Annotated in this window: 17 protein-coding genes and 1 tRNA gene; 6 read left to right on the top strand and 12 right to left on the bottom strand. The window is 49.0% G+C overall.

The features are described 5' to 3' along the window. Window positions 1-35: 35 nt before the first annotated feature. The gene (gene hemJ / locus ACQY6I_RS09790) at window positions 36-461 is read left to right on the top strand and encodes a protoporphyrinogen oxidase HemJ (RefSeq protein ID WP_428241304.1); all 426 of its coding nucleotides are present in this window, start codon (window positions 36-38) and stop codon (window positions 459-461) included. Between the two features lie 37 nt (window positions 462-498). Here hemJ and ptsP read toward each other — a convergent pair whose 3' ends face one another. From ptsP to ACQY6I_RS09770, 4 genes are all read right to left on the bottom strand, one after another. Further along, a complete protein-coding gene (gene ptsP, locus ACQY6I_RS09785) occupies window positions 499-3,120 on the bottom strand; it encodes a phosphoenolpyruvate--protein phosphotransferase (RefSeq protein WP_428241303.1) in 2,622 nt (873 codons plus the stop codon). A gap of 81 nt (window positions 3,121-3,201) precedes the next feature. Then, a complete protein-coding gene (locus ACQY6I_RS09780; RefSeq protein ID WP_428241302.1) occupies window positions 3,202-4,335 on the bottom strand; it encodes a mannitol-1-phosphate 5-dehydrogenase in 1,134 nt (377 codons plus the stop codon). 75 nt (window positions 4,336-4,410) lie between these two features. Beyond that, window positions 4,411-5,790 (bottom strand): PTS mannitol transporter subunit IICB, encoded by a 1,380-nt coding sequence (locus ACQY6I_RS09775; RefSeq protein WP_428241301.1) that lies wholly within the window; start codon window positions 5,788-5,790, stop codon window positions 4,411-4,413. Window positions 5,791-5,826: 36 nt separating this feature from the next. Then, window positions 5,827-6,324 (bottom strand): PTS sugar transporter subunit IIA, encoded by a 498-nt coding sequence (locus tag ACQY6I_RS09770; protein WP_428241300.1) that lies wholly within the window; start codon window positions 6,322-6,324, stop codon window positions 5,827-5,829. A 229-nt stretch (window positions 6,325-6,553) separates the two neighbouring features. On the opposite strand from ACQY6I_RS09770, the gene ulaR reads away from it, so the two are divergent. The 4 genes from ulaR (at window position 6,554) to ACQY6I_RS09750 (ending at window position 9,664) form a co-directional block, all read left to right on the top strand. Continuing rightward, complete coding sequence (ulaR, locus tag ACQY6I_RS09765) at window positions 6,554-7,321, top strand: HTH-type transcriptional regulator UlaR (RefSeq protein WP_428241299.1); 768 nt, start codon at window positions 6,554-6,556, stop codon at window positions 7,319-7,321. A 269-nt stretch (window positions 7,322-7,590) separates the two neighbouring features. Then, window positions 7,591-8,073, top strand: coding sequence for a VirK family protein (locus tag ACQY6I_RS09760; protein WP_428241298.1), 483 nt, complete (start codon window positions 7,591-7,593; stop codon window positions 8,071-8,073). Window positions 8,074-8,207: 134 nt separating this feature from the next. Further along, complete coding sequence (hemL, locus tag ACQY6I_RS09755) at window positions 8,208-9,491, top strand: glutamate-1-semialdehyde 2,1-aminomutase (protein ID WP_428241297.1); 1,284 nt, start codon at window positions 8,208-8,210, stop codon at window positions 9,489-9,491. Between the two features lie 86 nt (window positions 9,492-9,577). Then, window positions 9,578-9,664, top strand: a tRNA-Leu gene (locus ACQY6I_RS09750). 341 nt (window positions 9,665-10,005) lie between these two features. Here the strand turns inward: ACQY6I_RS09750 and smrA are convergent. The 7 genes from smrA to ACQY6I_RS09715 form a co-directional block, all read right to left on the bottom strand. Next, complete coding sequence (smrA, locus tag ACQY6I_RS09745) at window positions 10,006-10,596, bottom strand: DNA endonuclease SmrA (RefSeq protein WP_428241296.1); 591 nt, start codon at window positions 10,594-10,596, stop codon at window positions 10,006-10,008. A gap of 117 nt (window positions 10,597-10,713) precedes the next feature. Beyond that, window positions 10,714-12,594 (bottom strand): HDOD domain-containing protein, encoded by a 1,881-nt coding sequence (locus ACQY6I_RS09740; RefSeq protein WP_428241295.1) that lies wholly within the window; start codon window positions 12,592-12,594, stop codon window positions 10,714-10,716. 285 nt (window positions 12,595-12,879) lie between these two features. Further along, window positions 12,880-14,223 (bottom strand): N-succinylarginine dihydrolase, encoded by a 1,344-nt coding sequence (astB, locus tag ACQY6I_RS09735; RefSeq protein ID WP_428241294.1) that lies wholly within the window; start codon window positions 14,221-14,223, stop codon window positions 12,880-12,882. Continuing rightward, a complete protein-coding gene (gene astD / locus ACQY6I_RS09730) occupies window positions 14,220-15,686 on the bottom strand; it encodes a succinylglutamate-semialdehyde dehydrogenase (protein ID WP_428241293.1) in 1,467 nt (488 codons plus the stop codon). Before astD ends, astB begins: the two co-directional genes overlap by 4 nt. A 76-nt stretch (window positions 15,687-15,762) precedes the next feature. Continuing rightward, window positions 15,763-16,809 carry an arginine N-succinyltransferase gene (gene astA, locus ACQY6I_RS09725; RefSeq protein WP_428241292.1) on the bottom strand — a complete coding sequence of 349 codons (1,047 nt, stop codon included), beginning with the start codon at window positions 16,807-16,809 and terminating at the stop codon, window positions 15,763-15,765. 9 nt (window positions 16,810-16,818) lie between these two features. Further along, a complete protein-coding gene (locus ACQY6I_RS09720; protein WP_428241291.1) occupies window positions 16,819-17,832 on the bottom strand; it encodes an arginine N-succinyltransferase in 1,014 nt (337 codons plus the stop codon). Between the two features lie 5 nt (window positions 17,833-17,837). Then, window positions 17,838-19,055, bottom strand: coding sequence for an acetylornithine/succinyldiaminopimelate transaminase (locus ACQY6I_RS09715; RefSeq protein WP_428241290.1), 1,218 nt, complete (start codon window positions 19,053-19,055; stop codon window positions 17,838-17,840). 318 nt (window positions 19,056-19,373) lie between these two features. Between ACQY6I_RS09715 and ACQY6I_RS09710 the strand changes: the two genes are divergently transcribed. Further along, complete coding sequence (locus ACQY6I_RS09710) at window positions 19,374-21,023, top strand: hypothetical protein (protein ID WP_428241289.1); 1,650 nt, start codon at window positions 19,374-19,376, stop codon at window positions 21,021-21,023. 21 nt (window positions 21,024-21,044) lie between these two features. Here the strand turns inward: ACQY6I_RS09710 and ACQY6I_RS09705 are convergent, their stop codons facing one another. Continuing rightward, window positions 21,045-21,950, bottom strand: coding sequence for a sulfotransferase domain-containing protein (locus ACQY6I_RS09705; RefSeq protein ID WP_428241288.1), 906 nt, complete (start codon window positions 21,948-21,950; stop codon window positions 21,045-21,047). Between the last annotated feature and the right edge of the window lie 74 nt (window positions 21,951-22,024).

The following is a 22,024-nucleotide window of genomic DNA, read 5'->3' as shown; positions in this document are numbered from 1 at the left end:
TTTATGAAAAGATTGCTACGAGAGAGGAGAAACTAATGCTTTATCTGTGGATTAAAGCTTTACACATCATTGCCGTTGTCACTTGGATGGCCGGTATCTTTTACCTGCCAAGACTATTCGTCTATCACGCCATGACCGATGATGAAGCTGGCAGGGAACGTTTTAAAATCATGGAGCGCAAGCTTTACCGGGGCATAATGGTGCCATCTGAAATCGCAGTCCTGGTTCTGGGTGTCTGGTTATTGTGGCTAAACCCGGGATGGCTTTCTCAAGGCTGGCTACATGCCAAATTACTGCTGGTAGTACTGCTGATTGGCTATCAACACTGGCTCAGTTACCTGATGAAACAATTCCGCGCTGATCGTAATACCAAAAGCGACAAGTTCTATCGGGTGATTAATGAGCTTCCCGTATTTATTTTGATCGGTACTGTCATTCTGGTGGTAGTCAAACCTTTTTAATTCAAGACCTGGCACCTGCCAGGTCTTATTAATGACTTCAGAGTAAATCGCTGCGATCTTCGTAGAGCTTACGGATTTCGCGGGAGTGGCCAAGCTGCAGGGCCTTAGTAGCTTTTTCATGCAGTTTGGCATGAGCAACAGAACGAATCAGCAGTTTCACAGCCGGCACATTGGCTGGACTGACAGATAGTTCTGAAACCCCCAACCCCACCAAAATGCTGGCCATATCCGGGTCTGCCGCCATATTTCCACAGACCCCCACCCATTTACCGTGAGCCTTGGCTGCCTTGACGGTCATGTCGATCAGTTTCAACAACGCCGGACTATAGCTGTCCGCTTCTGCTGCCAATTGTGGATGCAGACGATCCATTGCCAGTGTGTACTGAGTCAGATCGTTGGAGCCTATGGAAAAGAAATCAACTTCTTTGGCCAGATGATCAGCCAGCAGCGCTGCCGATGGCACTTCGATCATAATACCCAGCGGTAATACCGGAGCACTCAGCTCCTGGCGGACCTGTTCAGCAATATCCCGCGCCACCTGCCACTCAGATAACTTGGCGATCATCGGAAACATAATGTGAATGCCGGACGACACCTGTTGTTCATGCTGCCACATTGCTGTCCGGTATATGGCTTTCAGCTGATTACGGAACATGGCCTCATTACGCAGTGACAACCGTATTCCCCGCACCCCCAGAAAAGGATTATCTTCATGAGGCATATGCAACCAGGACACTGGCTTGTCACCACCAATATCTGCCGTCCGCACAATCAACTGTCGGCTTCCCAACACGGAGACGATCTGCTTCAACGATTCGAATTGCTCATCAACTGTCGGCTCTACGGTAGAGGCTTCAAACATGAATTCAGTCCTGAGCAGACCAACACCCTCTCCACCATTATCGAGCACAGATTGAGCATCCTGTGGTTTAGCAATATTACAGACTACTTCGATACCAACGCCGTCAGTTGTCACGGCTGATTCAAATTTCTGGGAATTTTCCACATCCTGAATATCTTTCCAGGCTTGGATCAATTGATCTGCCTGCACCCGGGTTTGCTCGTCTGGCTCAACGACCAACGTTGCAGACTGTGCGTCCAGCACTGCGGTCTGCTCATCCGTAAGTCGTTCCAAAAGCCCTGTTCCAGTCCCGACAATTGCCGGAATGCCGAGCGCTCTGGCCAGAATCGCCATATGACTATTGGGGCCACCCAGCTCGGTACATATTGCCTTGATCGGTACTTGATCAAGATAGGCCGTTTGCGAGGGCGTCAGCTCTGACGCGACCAGAATAAAATCCCGATCATGGGGAAACTGGAAGCCGTCTCCTTTGTTCTCCAGAATTCGCGCCACACGCTGGGCAACGTCATACATGTCTGCAGCGCGCGCTTTTATGCGCTCATCTTCAAGCGCTTCAAGCGCTGCTATTTGGTCCTTTAATGCCCGATCCCAGGACCAGGCTGCTTTATAACCTTCCCGAATAATGTCTTTAGCCGTGGCCACAATAGAATCATCTCGCAACAGCTGTTGTTGAGCCTTAAAAATAGCCGCGTCAGCCGGCGCAGACTTTTGCATCTGCTGGTAAAGCTCGTTCAACTGATCGAATGCCCTGTTCAATGCAGTGTCCAGCGCCAGAAGTTCCTCTTTAGGGTCAGTCGCAGTTTTCTGCAGATGCAGCTCTTCTTCCTTAAATACATAGATGCCCGCGCAGGCAATACCTGGCGAAGCCGCTGCACCTTTAATAACCAATCGCCCTTGAGGATTTTCAATAAACTTAAGCCCTTGCAATGGATTGTAACTGGCATTGCCACTGACCTCTGCGTCATTATCTAATCCCTGGGCCAGCATATCGGTCAAATGAGATACTGCTGTTTCCGCCTGAGGTCCCTGGGCAGAAATGACCAACTCGTCCTCAAAGCTGGCACCAAGGGTCAAAATCGACGCCATCGATTTAGCATTCACAGCTTTATTGCCAAAACGAATACGAATGTCGGTATCGCTGTATTCTGCGGCCTGTTCAGCCAACAGCGTTGCGGGGCGAGCATGCATGCCAGCCTTATCAATAATTCTGACCTGACGACAACATGGAAAATCTTCAGCCGTTGCTATTGTCTCATGGGTTACGTCCTGCCCCAGGGCTTCGGCAATTTCAATCGCACTGGCTGTACTACCCAATTTTTTAGCCAGGGTTTCATCCATGACCACATTGGTCAGCTTACTTAGAACTTGCAGATGTTCATCACTGTTAGCGGCAATTCCCACAGCCAAATGCACCGTCTCGCCGCGATCATTCCACTCTACCCCCTGCGGAAACTGAGCAACAACAATCCCCGTTTTAAGCACCAGGTTTTTCGCTTCAGCGTTACCATGAGGAATCGCAACACCATTGAGCAAGTAGGTACTGACCTGTGCCTCTCGGGCTTTCAATGCACTACTGTAATCGGCAGCCACATAACCGCTTTTCAACATTTGCTCAGCCAATAACTTGAGTGCCTCATCTTTTGATGCGACAGATTGTCGAATCAGAATATCATCAAGTGATATGGTTAATCCGGGCTTAGGATCCGACTCAGTCATTACTTCCGGGCTGGCCGGTGCCGTGGGTTCCGAAGCGTCAGTCTGATGCTTACCGGAAAAAATTTTCTTAAAAAAAGACATGGCCACTCCTGCTATTGATAAATAAACCAAGCTCTGATGATCGCCATGTACTACATCAACCAATTCATCAGAGCACTCTTCTCACAAATACTGTTCCATATGCTGATACATATCCGCCACAACCTCTCCCTGCCCGATTCCGGACAACTCGACAAACACCTCAGCAACACCTTTTTGTTTGATCAATTCATGTATTTCCGACACTTGCGGGTCTTCATCGTTGTGAAAATGCATAGCCGCAGCAGCGCCCAATAAAAGTTTATCCACCGGCAGCGAAAATGACAGCGCGGTCGATAATGGGCTTGCAATGCGCTCTCCACGGCTCAACTTACGAATCGGCTGACGTCCAACTCGTGCAACATCGTCAACGATATACGGATTCTCAAAACGCTTGATGATTTTATCGATGTACGCTTGATGCGCAGCGGGGTCAAAATGATGTTTGGCGATCAGCGCCGCGCCGGATTGCCCCATAACAGCACGCACCACTGCGTTGACCCGCGTGTCAGCAATGGCTTCAGCGATGGTATTAAACCCAAGATACTGACCAACCCATGCACAAACGGCGTGACCAGTATTGAGCGTAAACAACTTGCGTTCTACACCGGCTTCCAGATTATCCACGGCCGTCATACCAGGAACATCCGGTACCTCTCCGGCAAAGGCTGATTTTTCCACCAGCCACTCACAGAACTCTTCCACTCTGACAGCCAAAACATCGTGTGTCTTGTCCATCGGAGGCACAATACGATCAACTGCCGCATCAACAAATGCCACCCACGGCGGCAGCTCAATCGGCAACTGTTCCAACACCAACTGTTTTAACTGAGAGGTCGCTCTAACCGCATTTTCACAGGCAATAATATTCAATGGCTTAGTACGGCCACTCTGTACCATCTGCTCAATACCACGAACAAGAGCAGGTGCAATCCACTTCAGAACATTCGGCCCAACAGCCGTGGTCACCAATTCCGCATCAACCAACGCATCAATCAATGCCTGACTGTTGGAATCCACCCCATCGACCGGACCAACTTCAACGAACTGTCGGCTTTCCCCGACCACTTCGACAGTGTATCGGCAACACTTTGATAGGGCTTCCACCACCTCTTTTTGCACATCTGCAAATATCACTTTGTATCCAGCCTGGGACAACAGCATACCGATAAACCCCCGGCCAATATTGCCCGCCCCGATCTGAACAGCCGTTTTCATATCTTTCTCCGAGTTTTTGACTATAAAAGAAGACAGGCCTTAACGATTTTTTGTTAAGGCCCTTATGAGACAAGTTCAGGCTTTCAAACGGGCGACGAGATCGTCGTAGAAGGCGCCATCCATGAAGTTGCCAATACTATAATGCTGAGCAGCAGGTAACTTCTGCTGTGCCCGAGGGGTTAGCTCCGCCTGCGTAATCACAATGTCGGCATCTGCCAAATCATTGATAGCCAGGTTGATCACTTCGATATCCAGTCCGGCATCTTTGACTTTATTGCGCAAAACAGTCGCGCCCATTGCCGATGACCCCATACCAGCATCACAAGCAACAACTATTTTTTGCACTTTTGAGGAGGACAATGCGGCGCCTTTGGATTCGGCTTTCATCGCCGCCATATCGGCCTGAGCTGCCGCCAGATCAGTAGTTTCAGTGTTATCCATACGAATAAAAATGGCCGCCACAACAAAGGAAACGGCTGCCGCGGCAGCGATGGACGCCCAGGTCAACAGAATGCCAACCCCCTTGGTAGACATCAGTGTCAACGCAAAAATAGAACCAGGAGATGGCGGACCCGCCAAACCATTGCCAAACATCATGTTTACAGTCACGCCCGTTACACCCCCGGCGATTACTGCAAGAATCAAACGAGGTTTCATCAATACATAGGGGAAATAAATTTCGTGAATACCGCCAAGGAAATGAATAATGGAAGCACCGTAAGCAGATGATTTGGCAGCACCTTTTCCAACCAGCATAAAGGCCAACAACACACCCAGACCTGGCCCGGGGTTGGTTTCAATCAGATAAAAAATAGATTTACCCACAGCTGCTGACTGCTCAGCCCCCAAGGGAGTGAACACACCATGATTGATGGCATTGTTTAGGAACAGGATTTTGGCCGGCTCAACAATAATAGACACCAGTGGCAATAACTTATGGTCGACGATCCAACCAACTCCGGCTCCCAGCCCCTGGGTCAATACCTGAACCACCGGGCCAATGACCACATAAGCCAGCAGTGCGGTAATCATGCCGAGAATGCCAATAGAGAAATTATTGACCAGCATTTCAAAACCGGCTTTCACCTTGCCATGAACCATTTGATCGAATTTTTTGATGACATAACCGCCCAAAGGACCAACGATCATTGCGCCCAGGAACATTGGAATATCTGCACCAACAATGACGCCCATGGTGGTAATCGCTCCGGCAACCGCTCCACGGTCACCTCCAACCAGTTTGCCACCGGTATAACCGATCAACAGAGGCAAGAGATAATTAATCATCGGAGCAACTAATGCGGCCAGTGTTTCACTGGGCAACCAGCCCGTTGGAATAAACAGAGCGGTAATCAGGCCCCAGGCAATGAACGCACCGATGTTCGGCATGACCATGGCACTGAGGAAACGTCCAACTTTCTGGACGCCAACTTTCAAGTTGTTTGTCTGCGACATAAAGTATTCCTCAAATTATTGTTATTGAAGGATTGCTTACTTCGCTTCGGATATTCCGTGTCGTCCAAAAGCGCTATATAAGCTGGACAAAATTTCGTCTTTATCCCCGGTTTCGGCCCACATAGACTGGACATCGGTCAGAGTGATCAGCTCAGCAATCGCGGAAAATACCTTTGACTGGCTTTCCCGCAGCCGTTGCAAATCGCTGCTCTGAACCGGCACCACGTGCATGAACACAAAGCGTACAGCTTCATCTGCACCATCCCATGTGAACCCATCACTTTTCACACGGGCAAAACACAGCGACGGTTCGCTGATGTACTGGCTCAACGCATGCGGTATTGCCATTGAAGCACCAGCAAAAGTACTGACTTTCTCTTCACGGCTAATCACATCCTGATAAAGCAATGCCGGCGAGTCGGTTCTTCTGACTAAAAAAAGCTGACCACATAGATGGTGAATCAGTTCTTGTTTAGTGGGTGCTTCGATATCCAGCAGGACCATTTCTTTTGTTATTAAATTGGTACCTTTCACAATCATCTCCTAATGACTGTTGCTCAGAAAATTACAGCATCTGCTCAAAAATGGTCAAATTTAACAAAAATCAAAAGTGAAAATTTCGGCCAAAATAAGCACTTATTTCGAAAAATAGTCAAAAATAATCAAAATAGATCATTTTTGACTGACATAATCTGGTAGGAAAATTGAAATAATCAGATATAATCATTACCCACCAAAACAGATCAAAAAATAAGCAGTTGCCATGAATGAAAGTAGCCGACACAGAAAAATCCTGCAGTATCTGTCCGAACACACTTCAGCCACCGTGGGTGAGCTGGTGGATTTTCTCGACAAATCCCCAGCTACAATCCGTCGTGACATCACAAAACTGGATGAAGGCAAAAAACTCAAAAAAGTCCGCAATGGCGCTGAGCGGATAGCCATAGAGCTGCACCAGAACGATCATGCGCTAAAAAGCCTGTACCCAAAGATGTCCGATATTTATAACGTCAGCGAAAATGATCGTATCGCCCGGAAAGCTGTCGAATTGTGTATGGAGAAAGACAATGTATTTATCAGTGAAGGTGCCGCGACTTTTTTAATGGGACGTTATTTGCTGAGCCGCAACATCCAGGTCTATACCAACTATATGCCATTGGCGACTTATCTGATTACTGAAGATTTTCCACACCTGATTATTCTGGGTGGCCAATATGTCAAAAACCAAAATCTGCTCGTCTCACCTGATAAACACAAAAACTATCAGGGTCGTTATTTGTTTTGCAGCGGCGATGGCATCACTGAAGCCGGGCTGACCAAATCAGGTCTGCTTGCATTTATGGAAGAAAAAAAACTGGTCGAACACGTCGATAAGATTGTTGCATTGATTGATAGTGACAAAATAGGAGTGATCGGAGGAGTACTGCTTTTCAGCCTTGATGAACTCGATATTGTTATAACCGGGAAAGATGCCGATCCAGAAATCATTACACAGCTTAAAGAAAAGAATATTGCCGTTTATTTAGTTTAGAACCACTTAAAAAATATTTTAAAAAATCCCTTTTTTTCAGAATTATTAAATCGTTTTTTAAACTCAGAAAAACCGATGAAATACCAAAAAACAGCTATCAGAAAAGTTCCAAAAATAACGTCAAAAAATTCAAAATATTCACAGAAATTTTCCATATTGAGAGTATAAACGCACTTTGAATACATGTTTCTTTTGTTTGATTGTACTTCCCGATTTTGACGACCAATATCCATGGTGCAGTTACATAAACTCACCTGGATATACTCAAAATGAACATTTCCAAAAATCTCCAAATGGCGTTTGTTGCAGCACTTTGTTCAACGGCAACGACCGCAATCGCAGAAACCGCTCAGACATGGGACGATATATTGCCCTATAGTCGCTCCCTGAAAACTACCGAGTCCCTTGTTCACGCACTGGATAACGGCGCTATCGTCAATGCATCGGTGGATCTTTCTGTTTGTACCAGACAGGATGGCGGCGCTGCTTCGCAAACAAAGGGCGGACTGACCGTGTCGCCTTATCGCCTGCAGGCAGATGGAACGCTGTCCTTCTCAGACTCACACTTTACAGTTTCCACCCGCTCCGGCAGTCCGATGCCCATCATGCAATTCCTGCGCTACACCGTGGCACCGCAAGGTGCAATTACAGTCACCTCATTTATTTTTTCAGTGCCCGACTACCGCCTGACCAGCGAAGTCAGTTTCGATTGTGCAATCAACGACGGCGTCAGCTTCCACGCGGCTTATTGAGTCACGTAGCCCTGACTTTCAGGTCAGGGCTGTTGCGATTAACCCGACCCGGGTTAGTTATAAAGGGAACAGATTTGCGAGGCTCAGCGCGATCAACAATAATAGGCCGGCATTTTTTATTTCTGGATCCCAGCATGACACAAACCTCTGAAGCCCTGTTTGATCGCGCACGCCAGTTTATCCCCGGTGGAGTGAACTCTCCGGTCCGGGCATTCAAAAGCGTTGGCGGTACACCTGTATTTTTTAACCGTGCCAGCGGCTCGCGTATTTATGACACCACAGATAAAGCCTACATCGATTATGTATTGTCCTGGGGACCCATGATTCTGGGACACAATGCCAAGGTTATTACCGATGCCATCAAACAACAGCTTGATAAAGCGATTGGCTTTGGTGCGCCCACCGAACTGGAAATCGATATGGCGGAGAAAATCTGTCAGCTGTATCCCGCTATCGACCAGATCCGCATGGTGAACTCTGGAACGGAAGCCACCATGTCCGCCATTCGCCTGGCCCGAGGTTACACTGGCCGCGACAAACTAGTGAAATTTGAAGGTTGTTACCATGGTCATGCCGACTCACTGCTGGTAAAAGCCGGCTCCGGAGCGCTGACACTGGGAGTCCCCACCTCGCCGGGAGTACCTGCCTCGGTGGTCGAACAAACCATTACCCTGACCTACAATGACAGCGATGCCGTTAAACGCTGCTTTGAGCAATACGGCAATGAGATTGCCTGCGTCATCGTTGAACCCGTGGCTGGTAACATGAACTGTATTCCACCGGTGCCCGGCTTTTTGGAAACCCTCCGTGAGCAGTGTAGCCAACATGGTTCAGTATTGATCTTTGATGAGGTCATGTGCGGCTTTCGGGTAGCGTTGAATGGCGCACAGGGCCTGTTCGGTATTACCCCCGACCTGACCACTCTTGGCAAGGTCATTGGGGCCGGTATGCCTGTTGGCGCGTTTGGCGGCAAACGGGAGATCATGGAATACCTGGCTCCCACCGGTCCCGTGTATCAGGCCGGTACACTGTCGGGTAATCCGCTGGCCATGGCAGCGGGTCTGGCGATGATGGAAGAACTGGTCAAACCGGGAGTCTATGAGCAACTAACCGAAAGAACCACGCAATTGACCGAAGGACTGCAGAGTCTGGCGGCAAAACACCAGCTGCCGTTTCAAACCAATCAGGTCGGTTCCATGTTTGGTTTGTTCTTCTCAGAGGAAACCAACATCCGTCGTTATGACCAGGTGATGAAGGGTAACACTGAACGCTTTAATCGCTTTTTCCATGGCATGCTCGAAGAGGGAGTTTATCTGGCACCTTCAGCATTTGAAGCTGGATTTATGTCTCTGGCTCACAATCAGGAGGATATCGAACAGACCCTGGCTGCCGCTGATAAGGTCATGGCCAGCCTGTAAACTGCATTTTTCGGCCAAGCCGTTGTTTTTTATAAATTTTATTTGACAGCGAGACGATCTATCCCTATAGTTCGCCTCGCTTCAATGCCTGGGTGGTGAAATTGGTAGACACGCTAGCTTCAGGTGCTAGTGGCTTCACGGCCGTGGAGGTTCAAGTCCTCTCCCAGGCACCATTTCAAATTTTGGTTAACTCATTTCTGAGTGCATTAAGAAATCAAATCAATTAAAGCCACTCACAAATTTCTGTTTTTTCCTCCTCGTTTTAATTTCCACTCATTGTTTTTATTCCGGTTCGATTGGCCCCCTTTGCTTTTTCGCAATTACTGAATTCAGAAGACATTTTAATACTGGAAACAATGTCCTTGTGGGCATATCAGATAGAGTTGCATGACAGTCCTGTGAGAGTACCAGCAAAGACCAGGCATAGGCTTATTTCATCTCAGGCAAAAGTGGAAATGGTTGCAGAGTCGATAAACCGGGTAGTCTGATATTAATATCATGAAACAACGAGCATTCATGTCTGGCTACGATATTTCTCCCGGTTTTCCTGTTTTTTGGCTTCACTTTTCTTGATCAACACATATACAGCCCCGACGCCGCCATGATGGCGCTGGGCACTGTTAAATGCCAACACTTCGGGGATTTCTCGTAGCCAGCGATTGGTGTAGCTTTTCAGCAATGCGGGGGGATCACCTTTCTCACCTTTTCCATGGAGAATAATGGCGCAACGAGCATCATAGCGCAGGCAGTCCTGGATAAACCGGATAACCTGACGACGAGCCTGTTCTACGGTCTGATGATGCAAATCCAATCGCGCTTCCACAGGATAACGACCTTGTCTCAGCCGACGAAAAACACCATGAGCCAGTCCAGGTCGTTTATAGCCGATTACATCCAAAGGATGTACCAATTCGAGATGCTCAATACTCAAGCCATGTTGATCCACAGATTTATCTGTCTGAGCATCCCGCCGGCGTTGCTGCTGACCGGGAGATTGTGCGCTACCAGTGTGATTGTTGAGCACAACACGAGTCTTGGTCTTAAGTGGTTTGACCCCTTTCATCTCTGCCAGGAAGGCTTGTAAATCATCTTTCTGATCAGACAAATTTTACTCCGGTTTTTATCCAATCCATCCTTAATAAGGGCAGTACATCATTTAGACAAGACAGGAGTGCCCCACTTCAAAAGACCATACTGTGTAATGTAATAACAGTGTGCGTCATCAGGCACACATATGGTGAGCAAGCTCACGGATCTCAGGGATCACCTGACGGGCATTTTCGCTCAGCAAGGCTTTAATGCCATCATCCATCCGAAACGGAAACCAACTCTGAATTTGATCCAGTACCCGGCCAAGGTCGTGATGATCCATATTTCGGGACATCACCACACCCGCCAGTACAATCTTCACATTAGGACCATCCCGATGGATTTTACGCAGGATATTGGAAATGGCCTGAATCTGTTGGACAACCGCACCAGGCAGCTTCCAGTGTGCCAACAGTATGGATGAAGCCTCAAACCGGTTGATTCCCAACGCCCGCTGCTCGATCCGTATTTGCTCCTGCAGGCTCTGACTTTCGTTCAATAATGGCCAGACGACGTTGATTTCCTTTGGCCGCAATGATGCCAACAACAGCAAGCCGATCTGGGCCAACAGCGCTACAAGATAATGCTGATGACAGACAGCCTTACTGTTTCCAGCCTGGAGCGATAACTGCTCTGCCCACCAGGCAGCAATCAGGGACTGGGTCCAGAACTCGCCCAAATCAATCAGGTCCGGTTGATGACGGGTCAGTTCACTGCCAGCCAGCATGGCAATTGCCAGATTCATGACGGTATCAGCTCCGAGGACATTGATAATGGCCTGTTCCAGTTCCAGCACCGGAGTCGCACCAAAGAAAGCACTGTTGGCCATGCCGATGATCTTGCCGGTCAACACCGGATCCTGACGGATAATGCCAACCAGACTGCTCATTTCATACTGATCGTCGTTCAACAGCACAATCACATCCCGACACACTCCCGGGGCCGATGGCAAATGATTATCCTGCTGCAAATCGATTTGCGGAGTGGAAATCGTACACAGTCGTGTCAGGTTGCGGAATTTAGAAGGAGTGAGCCCATACCAACCTTTAAACGCACGTTCAAAGGAGGCACGCTCCGAAAAACCCAGTTGATGGGCAATATGATCGTAGTCGATATCCTGCAACCCTAACAGTTCCAGCGTACGAGTCTGACGATAACTGGTAATGAGACTTTTAAAGGTAGCGGCTTCATCAGCCAAACGGCGCTTCAGAGTGGATTCGCTCATGGCCATCGCCTGAGCAATTGAAGTCAGAGTGACACCAGCCAGGCTGTCCATGCCAATCAGAATTTCATAAATACGCTGAATAAAGGTCGCACCTTTGTGATAACTGTTGAGCATCCGGTCCACTTCAGGGCGAAGAATCTCAAGCATTGAGGGATTGGCATTGGCCAGATTCTCCACCATCCAACGACTGTCGAAGACACAACGGATCTTTTGGCTGTTGTATTCCACAAGACACTCGAAGGCCTGCTCCAGATCTTCTTTACGGTCATTGTCGCCCCAGGGAAGCTCCAATCGCTCCGGCGCGCATTGGTTTCCGGCAATTGACTGGATCATGCGCAGAATATTAGCAAACACATATTCGATACGGCGCTGTACCTGGGGAGTGGCGGCATGACTTAGCTTCATCTCCAGATAGAGTCCGAATTCGTCATGCCGCATAGTCAGAGGTTCGGTACGCGCAAACAGTAATTCCTGTACTCTGGTCAGCTGCACAAAGAATTCATGCAAAGAGCTACAGGACAACAAGTAGTAAGAAACTGCACCAAATTGACCAACATCCAGTGAATTCGCCACCTGCAGATGCATATTCTGTTGCCCGGTGGTTTCCACCAACCACTGCAGCAGCTTCTCAAGCGTTTGCATTTCTACCCTGGACTGTGGATTAAAAGGCCCCCAGTCAAATGGTCCATATAGCCGTTCCGCCAGCTCAAATACCTCTCCCCGGCCCAAAAAATGATGCCGTACCGGTGCAACAAGCTGCAAAGAATAGCTACTGATCTGATTCACCATGACTGTCCCCAACATTGACTTTTCTATGACTCGGATATCAGTACTTCGACAACCTCAACCGTACCAGACTGAATATTGCCTGACAGACTAACACCGTCAGACTATTTTTGCGCAATGGCTGATATCGTCGAGGCAACTACGAAGGTAGGTGTCAACGGCAATCAGCGGTTATGCATATTCGCGCAATGGAATGAAAGAGAAAAGAGTGACAACGCCACATTTGGTGTGAAAGGTGTACTAAAAACTCTCTCCTATATTCCATTATAGAAGAGAGTCGCAGAATCGCTACATCCGTTGGAAATCGTATATTGGTCCCAAATTCAATAAACCGGTCAGTTCATCCAATGCGGACCGACCTTCCTGCAACAGCGCCGGGTCACTGAGGTCATCAAAGCTGATTCGGTCACGGTAGTGCCTGTTCACCCAGACATTCAGCTGGGTAAACAGTTCGTCCGTCAGCAGACATCCGGTGTGAACCGCTGCCAACTCCTCTTCTGTAAGAACCACACGCAAGCGCAGGCAGGCAGGTCCACCACCATTTTTCATGCTTTGTTTGAGATCAAAAATCAGCAGTTCATTGATTGGATTGCTGGTATCACCCACCAGTTGATCCAGAAATGCCGACACCGTGGCAATTTCCCGGCACTCCTGCGGCACCACCAACACCATGGAACCATCCTGTCGGGATAACAGTTGGGAATTGAACAGATACGACCGAATCACATCGCTCAATGGCACCTGCTCAGCACTGACCCGGATCGTTTTCAACACCCCCGGGCGCAGTTTTTCCTCCAGTTCCCGCAACAATTGCGCTTCGTTCAAAAATGCCTCTTCGTGATAAAACAACCACTCACGATTACCAACGGCTATGACATCATTATGAAATACTCCTGCATCAATCGCGTGCGGCGCCTGCTGGGCAAAGACTGTGCGCTGGGGCTCCAAACCATGCAGCCTGGCAATCGCCTGCGAAGCCTCAAGGGTCTGCCTGGCCGGATATCGCGTCGGACGAGCGCTGGTGTGACTGAATGCATGCTGCCCGTAGACAAACAACTCCACTCCCGGCTGACCATAGTCGACGCACAAGCGAGTGTGATTGGCAGCGCCTTCATCACCAAACTGATTAACAGCCGGCAACGCGGGGTGATGAGCGAAGACCTCTTCCCGCGCAAAAATCGCCTGCAGCATTCGGCTGGTCAACGGATGCTCGATGGAACGATGAAACTTATTATTCAGATTGGCTGCAGTGAAATGCACCCGACCATCGTGAGTATCTGCACTGGGAGACACAGTAGCTGCATTTGCCGTCCACATACAGGAAGCCGAACTGGCGGCAGCCAGCAGCTCGGGTGCCTGCCTGGCAGCGAGTTGAAGAATACTGGCTTCGGTACCGCTGAAGCCCAGCATTCTAAGAACCGGAATATAAGGACGTTCATGGGGCAAGAGGATGCCTTGTTTAAAACCGGCATCATGCAACTGTTTCATCTTGGCCAGCCCTTGCAGGGCGGCCTGTTTCGGATTCGATGATTCCGCCACATTGTTGGCAGAGGCGACGTTGCCATAGGATAGTCCGGCATAACTGTGCGTCGGACCAACCAAACCATCAAAATTGACCTCGTAAACACTCATAGTGTTAATCCCGGTGGTAAACTGGCGGGAACGGAAGCCGTATCATCTTCCATTGACGCAACTGGATAGGCGCAGTAATCAGCCGCATAAAATGCTGACGGTCGGTGGTTGCCCGATGCGCCCACACCGCCGAACGGAGCAGCACTGGAAGCTCCGGTAATCGGTTTATTCCAATTGATAATGCCAGCTCTGACCTCTTCAACAAACAACTCGTATTCACTGCGTTCATCACTGATCAGTCCGGCCGACAATCCATAACGAGTGGCATTCGCCAAACTTAATGCCTCTTCCAAGCCTTGATAACGATAAACACTCAACAGAGGGCCGAAATATTCCTGATCAGGCACATTATCAACACCCGTCAGATCGATAATGCCAGGACTCAGCAACGCAGTACCGGGTTGCAATGATTGGAGTTCATACAACGGCCGTCCACCGAGTTCAGATAAATGTTCCCAGGCTTTGACAATCCCCTGCGCGGCCGGCACAGATACCAACGCGCCCATAAAAGGCTGAGGGTCAGCATCGTAATGACCAACGGTCAACTGTGAAGTGCTGCTAACCAGAGCTGCCAGAAACTCATCCCCGGCATCTCCGACCGGTACCATCAAGCGCCGGGCACAAGTACAACGTTGCCCGGCTGACAGAAATGCCGATGACAGAGTGTGGTGAACAGCACCTTGCAAATTAAAACGGGAACCAATGATCAGGGGGTTATTGCCGCCCATTTCCAGAGCCAGAATTTTGTCCGGCCGACCAGCAAACTGTTGATGCAGCAACTGTCCTGTGTTGGAACTGCCGGTAAAAAACAGACCATCAATACCACCATGACCGGCCAGCGCGATGCCTGTTTCTTTCTCACCCTGCAACAAATTCAAGACTCCGGCCGGCAATCCGGCCTGCTGCCAGAGTTGCACCGTTTTTTCAGCAGTTGCCGGTGTCAGTTCGCTGGGTTTGAACAACACGGTATTACCAGCAATCAACGCCGGTACAATATGGCCATTAGGCAGATGCCCTGGAAAATTGTACGGTCCGAAAACCGCGACAACCCCGTGGGGCCGATGACGCAGTACTGTCCGTCCCTGAGGGGTGTCGTTTTCACCATAACCAGTACGCTGCTCATAAGCCCGGATGGAGATATCCACTTTTCCTTTCATAGCCGCTACTTCGGTACGTGCTTCCCAAAGCGGCTTGCCCGTTTCCAGACCAATAATATTGGCCATAGCCTCCTGGTTTTGCTCCAACAATGAGGCAAACGTCCGGATGGTATTGAGGCGTTCTTCGAGGGTGGTTTTACGCCATGTACGAAAAGCATTTCTCGCCGCTTTCACGGCAGCATCCACCTGCTGTTCAGTAGCAGCATTGCCCTGCCAGACAACATCTTGGGAAATGGAATGTGTGGAATAAAACAACCCGCCTTCGCCAGCGAGCCATTGGTCGTTAATAAACAGTGACTCTGTCATCGTGAACTCCGTAATTCGGTTAAATAAATGTTATATTCTGGATAACAGCACCTGCGTGTCAGACCAGTTCTTATCGTCAGAATTTATGTTCGGGGGAAATTCCTACTGCCCGCACCACATCACCCTCTCCACTGCCCAGAACAGCTGCCTGTTCAGGTGTCAACGTGACCTGGTCATTGGTGAAGTTAAACCGGCTGCAGGTAATGACCCGCCAGTCTGCCAGTTGCCGGTTACACACCATCACGGTGTCCATCTTGGGTTCTTTAATAGCAGCGACTTCGGTACGTACCTTCACCCGGAATAACCGGCTGGCACGCACGGCACGAATCTCCCGTAACCGGCACTGCACAGAAGGACCGGCATCAAAAATGTCGAGATAGTTGTTTTTTCGAAACCCTTCCTGCTCCAACAGGGCCAACGCCGGCTCGGTGTTTTCATGCACCCGACCAATGACGGCCTGTGCCTCTGGCGACAGAAACGGGACGTAGATGGGATATTTGGGCATCAGCTCGGCAATGAAGGCTTTGTTACCCAGACCGGTCAGATAATCGGCCTTGCGAAACTCCATGGAGAAAAAGTGCCGGCCAAGGCTTTCCCAGAAAGGTGAATGTCCCTGAACATCAGAAAACCCGCGCATTTCGGCAATCACGTATTCAGAGAAGCGCTCGCTGAATTCCGCCAGAAACAAATATCGGCTTTTACTCAAAAACCGGCCATTCATTCCTTTACGATACTGAGGCTTCAAATAGAGCGTACACAGCTCACTCATGCCGGTCTGGTCGTTGCTGAGAAACAGAGTGGCGATCTGTTTATGCACTCCGAGTTCCTGAGAGGCATGGACGGTATTGCCCAACCGGTAGTTGTACCAGACATCCTGGTGACCAATCTGGCTTTCAATTGCGCTGATACCAATGATGTCACCGCTTTGTGTGTCTTCCAGCACGAACAGGTACAAGGCATCTTTTTGTTCAACCTGGTCGGCAAAGGATTTCACCGAACGGCTGACTTTGGCCATCATTCGATCATAATTGGCAGGTAACGTGGTCACGCCGATACCGGAGTCCTGTGCCATTTTGAACAGCACTTCCGTTTCATCGTTGACGATCGGGCGAATCAGATACATGATGGTTCCTTATAACATCGAGTAACCGGCTACAGTGCCGGCTTCCAGTTGCAGAGCGTCAGCAATTTCCGGATTAATGCGAACAGTATCTCCCACACCGTCCACCAGATTACCGATGACACAACGGAAGTCCCGCAGGCTCTGATTACTGATCAAATATTTTAATCCCCCTACTTGATGACTCACCTTAATCTGTTTGGCGTGATAATCCTTAAGAGTCTTCAGGGATTGCTTTTGTGCCATCAAGACCGGACCACCATCAAAAATGTCCACAAACCGGGTTTTATTAAAACCTTCGGCCAAAAACAGCTGACAGTTCATCTGGGTCTGAGGGTGTTCGCGATTGATAGTTTCCTGGGCTTCCGGACTCAGCAGCGGCAGGTAGATCGGATGCTGAGGCATCAGCTCAGCGATAAAGGTTTTACTTTTGACACCGGCATAATAGTCTGCCGTGGCAAAATCGATATCGAAGAATTTCTGTCCAATACTGTTCCAGAACTCGGACTCTCCCTGCTCATTCAAAACCCCCTGTATTTCGGTACACAAACGATCTGAAAACAGAGACTGAAAAGCGCAGTAAAACATCAATCTGGCACGTACCAACAGCGCAAAACCATCGCTATGCTTATGTTCGGGCTTCATCGCAAATGACTTCAATACGGTTGAACCAGTCAACTCATGGGACAAATGCAATACCGGGATCTGGTTTTTCACTTCCAGGTGATGGGAAGCATGAATCAGATCCTCCAGGCGATAGTTGAAAAACGGATAGCCTGAACCAGCAGATGCTTCCAGACCGCACACGCCAATTACGCTGCCGGTCTCAAGATCCTCCAACACAAACATAAAGAACGGAAACTCTACAGCTTCCTGTTCCAGATTGAATGACTTGGTAGACAGACTGACAATGTCTGCCAGGCGTTCACGATCCTGCGGCAAACTGGTGACATTGACACCATTCTCAACCAGCAATCGTTCGATTGCCGGAATATCGATGACATTAACCGGGCGTACGATCTGCATATTTATCAGCCCGCCATTTTCGCCATGGCGTTGGCAATTCTCTGCAAACCGTCCTCAAGTTCTTCATCAGTCATGTTCAAAGGTGGTAACAGACGCAGGACATTGGGTCCGGCTACGTGCAACAGCACGCCTTCCGTATGGCCGATGTTCACCAGATCTTTGGCACGGTCCTGATAAGCAGGGGACATTTCGCAGCCGATCAGCAAACCACAGTTTCGGATTGCCTGGAACATTCCATACTGCTCGCCAAGTGCCTGAAGTCGAGACGTCAATTTTGTTGCAGTGGTCTCAACATGCTGTAACAGCTCCGGATCTGACAACAGCTCAAGAGCAACTTCACCGACTGCACATGCCAGGGCATTTCCCCCAAATGTAGAACCATGCGTACCGATGGTGAAGCTGGCAGCGATTTTGTCGGTAGTCAGCATTGCGCCGATCGGGAATCCGCAACCCAGCGCTTTGGCAGACGTCAAAATGTCTGGCACCACACCGTATTTTTCATAGGCGAACAACTTGCCGCTGCGGCCCATGCCGGTTTGGATCTCGTCGAAAATCAACAGTGCATTGTGTTTTTCACACAGCGCTTTAACCGCTTCCAGATAACCTTCTTTAGCCGGATGAACCCCACCTTCTCCCTGAACCGGTTCAATGATGACGGCACAGGTTTTATCGCTGATCGCGGCTTCCATAGCCGCAAGATCGTTATAGGGTACGTGGGAAATACCACCAGGAGTGGGTTCAAAGCCCTGTTTATATTTTGCCTGACCACCGACACTGACGGTAAACAGTGTCCGGCCATGGAAACTGTTCAACGTGGAAATAATTTCGTGTTTCTGCTCTCCGTAATGATCATAGGCATAACGTCTGGCCAGTTTGAGTGCCGCTTCATTGGCCTCGGCTCCGGAGTTGCAGAAAAATACTTTCTCGGCAAATGTCAGCTCACATAACCTGGCCGCCAGCCGCAGTGCCGGCTCGTTGGTCATAATATTGGCCAGGTGCCAGAGTTTTTCACCCTGGTCTTTCAAGGTCTGCACCAACCGCGGATGGGAATGACCCAGCGCATTCACGGCGATACCGGCCACAAAATCGATGTACTCACGACCTTCCTGATCCCAAAGTCGCGACCCCTGTCCTCGCACAGGAATGATCTTCGCCGGGGAATAATTTGGCACCATAACCTGATCAAATAAATCTCTACTGACGGAGGGCTTGGAATCTTTCATGTTTTTTCCTTGCTGATACTAAAAGTCAAATAGGCCTGGAATGACTGAACGTGTGTGTGCAGCCAATACCATGCAACCCGGCTCAATACATTCTAGGGACAATCCGGCTCGAACCCCTTACGGAGTTGCGACAGACGGTTATATATTTGCGGATTCCCCGCTGCGATGGAAGGGACATGTTACAGATATTGCGATGTCCGTACGTCTTATAAGTGAATGACCGGCAAAATATTGCCGCTGATAACCTAAAGGCCTTAATGTTTTTAAAGGTCGCGCCGATTTGATCCATAAGCCTTGAGACCCAGCAGAGGATGGCGCATGAAAATCAGTGATTCACACGTGTTATTAAACGGTCAGCAAACCCAATCAGTGCAGACTTCCGAGCTCACCAATCTGACGGTCACCATCACTGACCAGGAACAGGATCAGGCCACGGCTGAATCATCAACACAGAGTCAGACCTCCCCTTCAGACCAGCAGCGTGATGCATCACAAAGTGCTGGTATTACGTTGAGCCTGTCAACCACGACCACTGAGCAGCAGCAAATCAGCACCCATTCCTCTGTCACCCATCAGGACAGCGGCAGCACCAGCGAACATACTTCCAGTTATCTGGCGCAACAGTTGTCACAACAACTGACGGACACCGAAATCACCGTCAGCCGGGTATTCCCCGCCAGCCAAAGTCAGCAGGTTGACAGCGATGTGTATGTCTCCGTCGGCAGTGTACTGACCATCGAGCATGAGGAGACACTGTCGATGGAAGCTCTTGGGCAGGTCACCACTGAAGATGGCCGCAGTATCGATTTTATGCTGGCACTGGACTTCAACCGAAATGTAGAACAACAGCAAACCAATACGTTTGTCGGCAATGTGGATCTGATTGACCCCTTGATGATTAACATCAACGGCGGTGCGGTTGAGTTATCAGATTTAACCTTTGAGTTCGATCTCAATGCCGATGGCAAACTCGACACCGTCTCACAGACCGCGGCTGGTAGCGGATTTCTGGTGTTCGACAAAAACCACAACGGTACCATTGATAATGGCAATGAAATGTTTGGACCGGCCACAGGTCATGGATTTGATGAACTCAGACAATATGATGAGGATGGTAACGGTTGGATCGACGAAAATGACTCTATTTACAGCCAGTTGGGCTTTATGAGTTTTAACGACCAGGGGCAGTCGGTTGAATCACTGGCATCAACAGGTGTGGGTGCTATTTATCTTGGTTCCGTTGCCTCGGATTATGACCTCAACAATGATTCCGGTGAGTTTCAGGGCAGCATCAAACAGAGTGGTGTTGCGCTCAGTGAAGATGGCCAGGTATTACTGGTGCAGGAAGTTCATCTGAAAAACTTTGAAATGCAACCAAACACGGGCCCATATACCCGCTTGGAACAGACCGTAAGTACGGAATCCGGCGACAGCCTGCATGTGGATTCAGCACTGAGCTTTTTCCAGTTTGACGATGCCACACTGGAAGCCCGTGATGCCCACACATTAGTGAGATTATCTTATGGCATGATGCCGGACTTTTCCTCTGTGCTCAATCCGCCACTTACCCGCTTTGACGAGCGTTCCAGCCGTCATCACAGCAGCTATGAGGTTAACTGGGAAGTTACAAAGCAGCAAACTGTTGCAAATAGTGCCGGCTCCCCACAACACAGCCATCATTCATCGCATATGCAACAATGGATTGCCAGTTCCATGCGCAACATCTCTACTACGGACAACCATGTGTCAGTATTAGATCGTCAACCACAGGTAACGATTCCCGAAGCGGCTCGATTCAGCTTTCTGGAAAACCTGCCTGATCGCTTTGATCTTGACAACAGAGATACCGACCCACGATTACAGGAAATGCGCTCCATGATTGAAAACCTGAAGCGCATGCGACAACAGCAGCAACAATCACTCAGAAATCTTTCGGAATATACCAATATTCAGAATCTGGTCCGTTGACCATCCACTTTGTTTCGGCCATCAGCGCAGTTCGCCGGTGGCCAACCAATGAGCACAGTCACTATCCAGTTCACGGGTAACGAACTGTTCATATTTTTCGATCTCCGAGGCACTCAGAACATCCCGCCAGCGACCATTGTTACCCTTATTCATAAACGTCTGCGCACCACCTTTCCAGATTGCACCACCAACGGGTACATATTTTTCCGCATGGCGTTTCATATGCTCAAAACTGCAATGCCGCAGAATATCCGGCCATATTGATTCATCGATCGGTTGTTCAATAAACTCTGCAATCCTGCGTATTTCACCAGCCATGTCCTGCTTGAGATTGGCAAAATGTACCATCAGGACATTCGGTGAATTGCGTACAGCCCACCAGGAACGAATGTGATGCCAGAATGACCAGAAAGGTTCGCCATCAGAATCCAGCCAATAGTGAAAAAATTCAACCACGGACATATCAAGACGAGGCATTTGTGGAGCCTCGACTTTGCCTGAATTTTCAGCCAGTTGTTGCTGTTGATCATGATCAATATTCACGACATGGTTGTATAAACTCCACAACACATCCCGACCATCACGACCGATATAAATATATTTGGCGTTATCGTTGAACAACAGCGCATCTGCCGCCAAATGAGTTTTGATAAAACGCCTGTGCGACTGAGCCTCAAGCTGGGCCAACGTAATTTCTTTTGGTACAAAAGCAAAGTCGAGCCAAGGGGATATTTCGGCCACATCATGTTTTTCTTCACCCGAAAAAATCAGTTGCGCCACAATCTGCTGCATCCAGGTTGTTCCTGATTTTGAATAGGTGCCAATCACAATATCATCATCACGATACTGGAAGTCATTCCATATGGTGGAATCAATTATACTTTTTTGAAACTCAGTGGTTTTTACCGGACTTATCATTTGATTCATACATCTGCCTCCTCTGTTTCCTTCACGCATCATATGCCCGCACAGAAGGCCCCCCTATAAAGCATTAGTAGGAT

This window comes from Gynuella sp. (genome assembly GCF_050297175.1).
Taxonomy (GTDB): domain Bacteria; phylum Pseudomonadota; class Gammaproteobacteria; order Pseudomonadales; family Natronospirillaceae; genus Gynuella.
Note: the sequence above shows the minus strand (reverse complement) of the source record. Positions and strands in the feature narration are given on the sequence as shown.

Bases quoted from the DNA above. Each gene is read 5' to 3' on its own strand.
- ACQY6I_RS09760 (WP_428241298.1), top strand. From the start codon at position 7,591: ATGAACATTTCCAAAAATCTCCAAATGGCGTTTGTTGCAGCACTTTGT.
- ACQY6I_RS09775 (WP_428241301.1), bottom strand. From the start codon at position 5,790: ATGTCGCAGACAAACAACTTGAAAGTTGGCGTCCAGAAAGTTGGACGT.
- hemL (WP_428241297.1), top strand. From the start codon at position 8,208: ATGACACAAACCTCTGAAGCCCTGTTTGATCGCGCACGCCAGTTTATC.
- ACQY6I_RS09705 (WP_428241288.1), bottom strand. From the start codon at position 21,950: ATGAATCAAATGATAAGTCCGGTAAAAACCACTGAGTTTCAAAAAAGT.
- ACQY6I_RS09720 (WP_428241291.1), bottom strand. From the start codon at position 17,832: ATGCAGATCGTACGCCCGGTTAATGTCATCGATATTCCGGCAATCGAA.
- astD (WP_428241293.1), bottom strand. From the start codon at position 15,686: ATGACAGAGTCACTGTTTATTAACGACCAATGGCTCGCTGGCGAAGGC.
- hemJ (WP_428241304.1), top strand. From the start codon at position 36: ATGCTTTATCTGTGGATTAAAGCTTTACACATCATTGCCGTTGTCACT.
- ptsP (WP_428241303.1), bottom strand. From the start codon at position 3,120: ATGTCTTTTTTTAAGAAAATTTTTTCCGGTAAGCATCAGACTGACGCT.
- ACQY6I_RS09780 (WP_428241302.1), bottom strand. From the start codon at position 4,335: ATGAAAACGGCTGTTCAGATCGGGGCGGGCAATATTGGCCGGGGGTTT.
- astA (WP_428241292.1), bottom strand. From the start codon at position 16,809: ATGTATCTGATTCGCCCGATCGTCAACGATGAAACGGAAGTGCTGTTC.
- ACQY6I_RS09740 (WP_428241295.1), bottom strand. From the start codon at position 12,594: ATGGTGAATCAGATCAGTAGCTATTCTTTGCAGCTTGTTGCACCGGTA.
- ACQY6I_RS09710 (WP_428241289.1), top strand. From the start codon at position 19,374: ATGAAAATCAGTGATTCACACGTGTTATTAAACGGTCAGCAAACCCAA.
- ulaR (WP_428241299.1), top strand. From the start codon at position 6,554: ATGAATGAAAGTAGCCGACACAGAAAAATCCTGCAGTATCTGTCCGAA.
- ACQY6I_RS09715 (WP_428241290.1), bottom strand. From the start codon at position 19,055: ATGAAAGATTCCAAGCCCTCCGTCAGTAGAGATTTATTTGATCAGGTT.
- astB (WP_428241294.1), bottom strand. From the start codon at position 14,223: ATGAGTGTTTACGAGGTCAATTTTGATGGTTTGGTTGGTCCGACGCAC.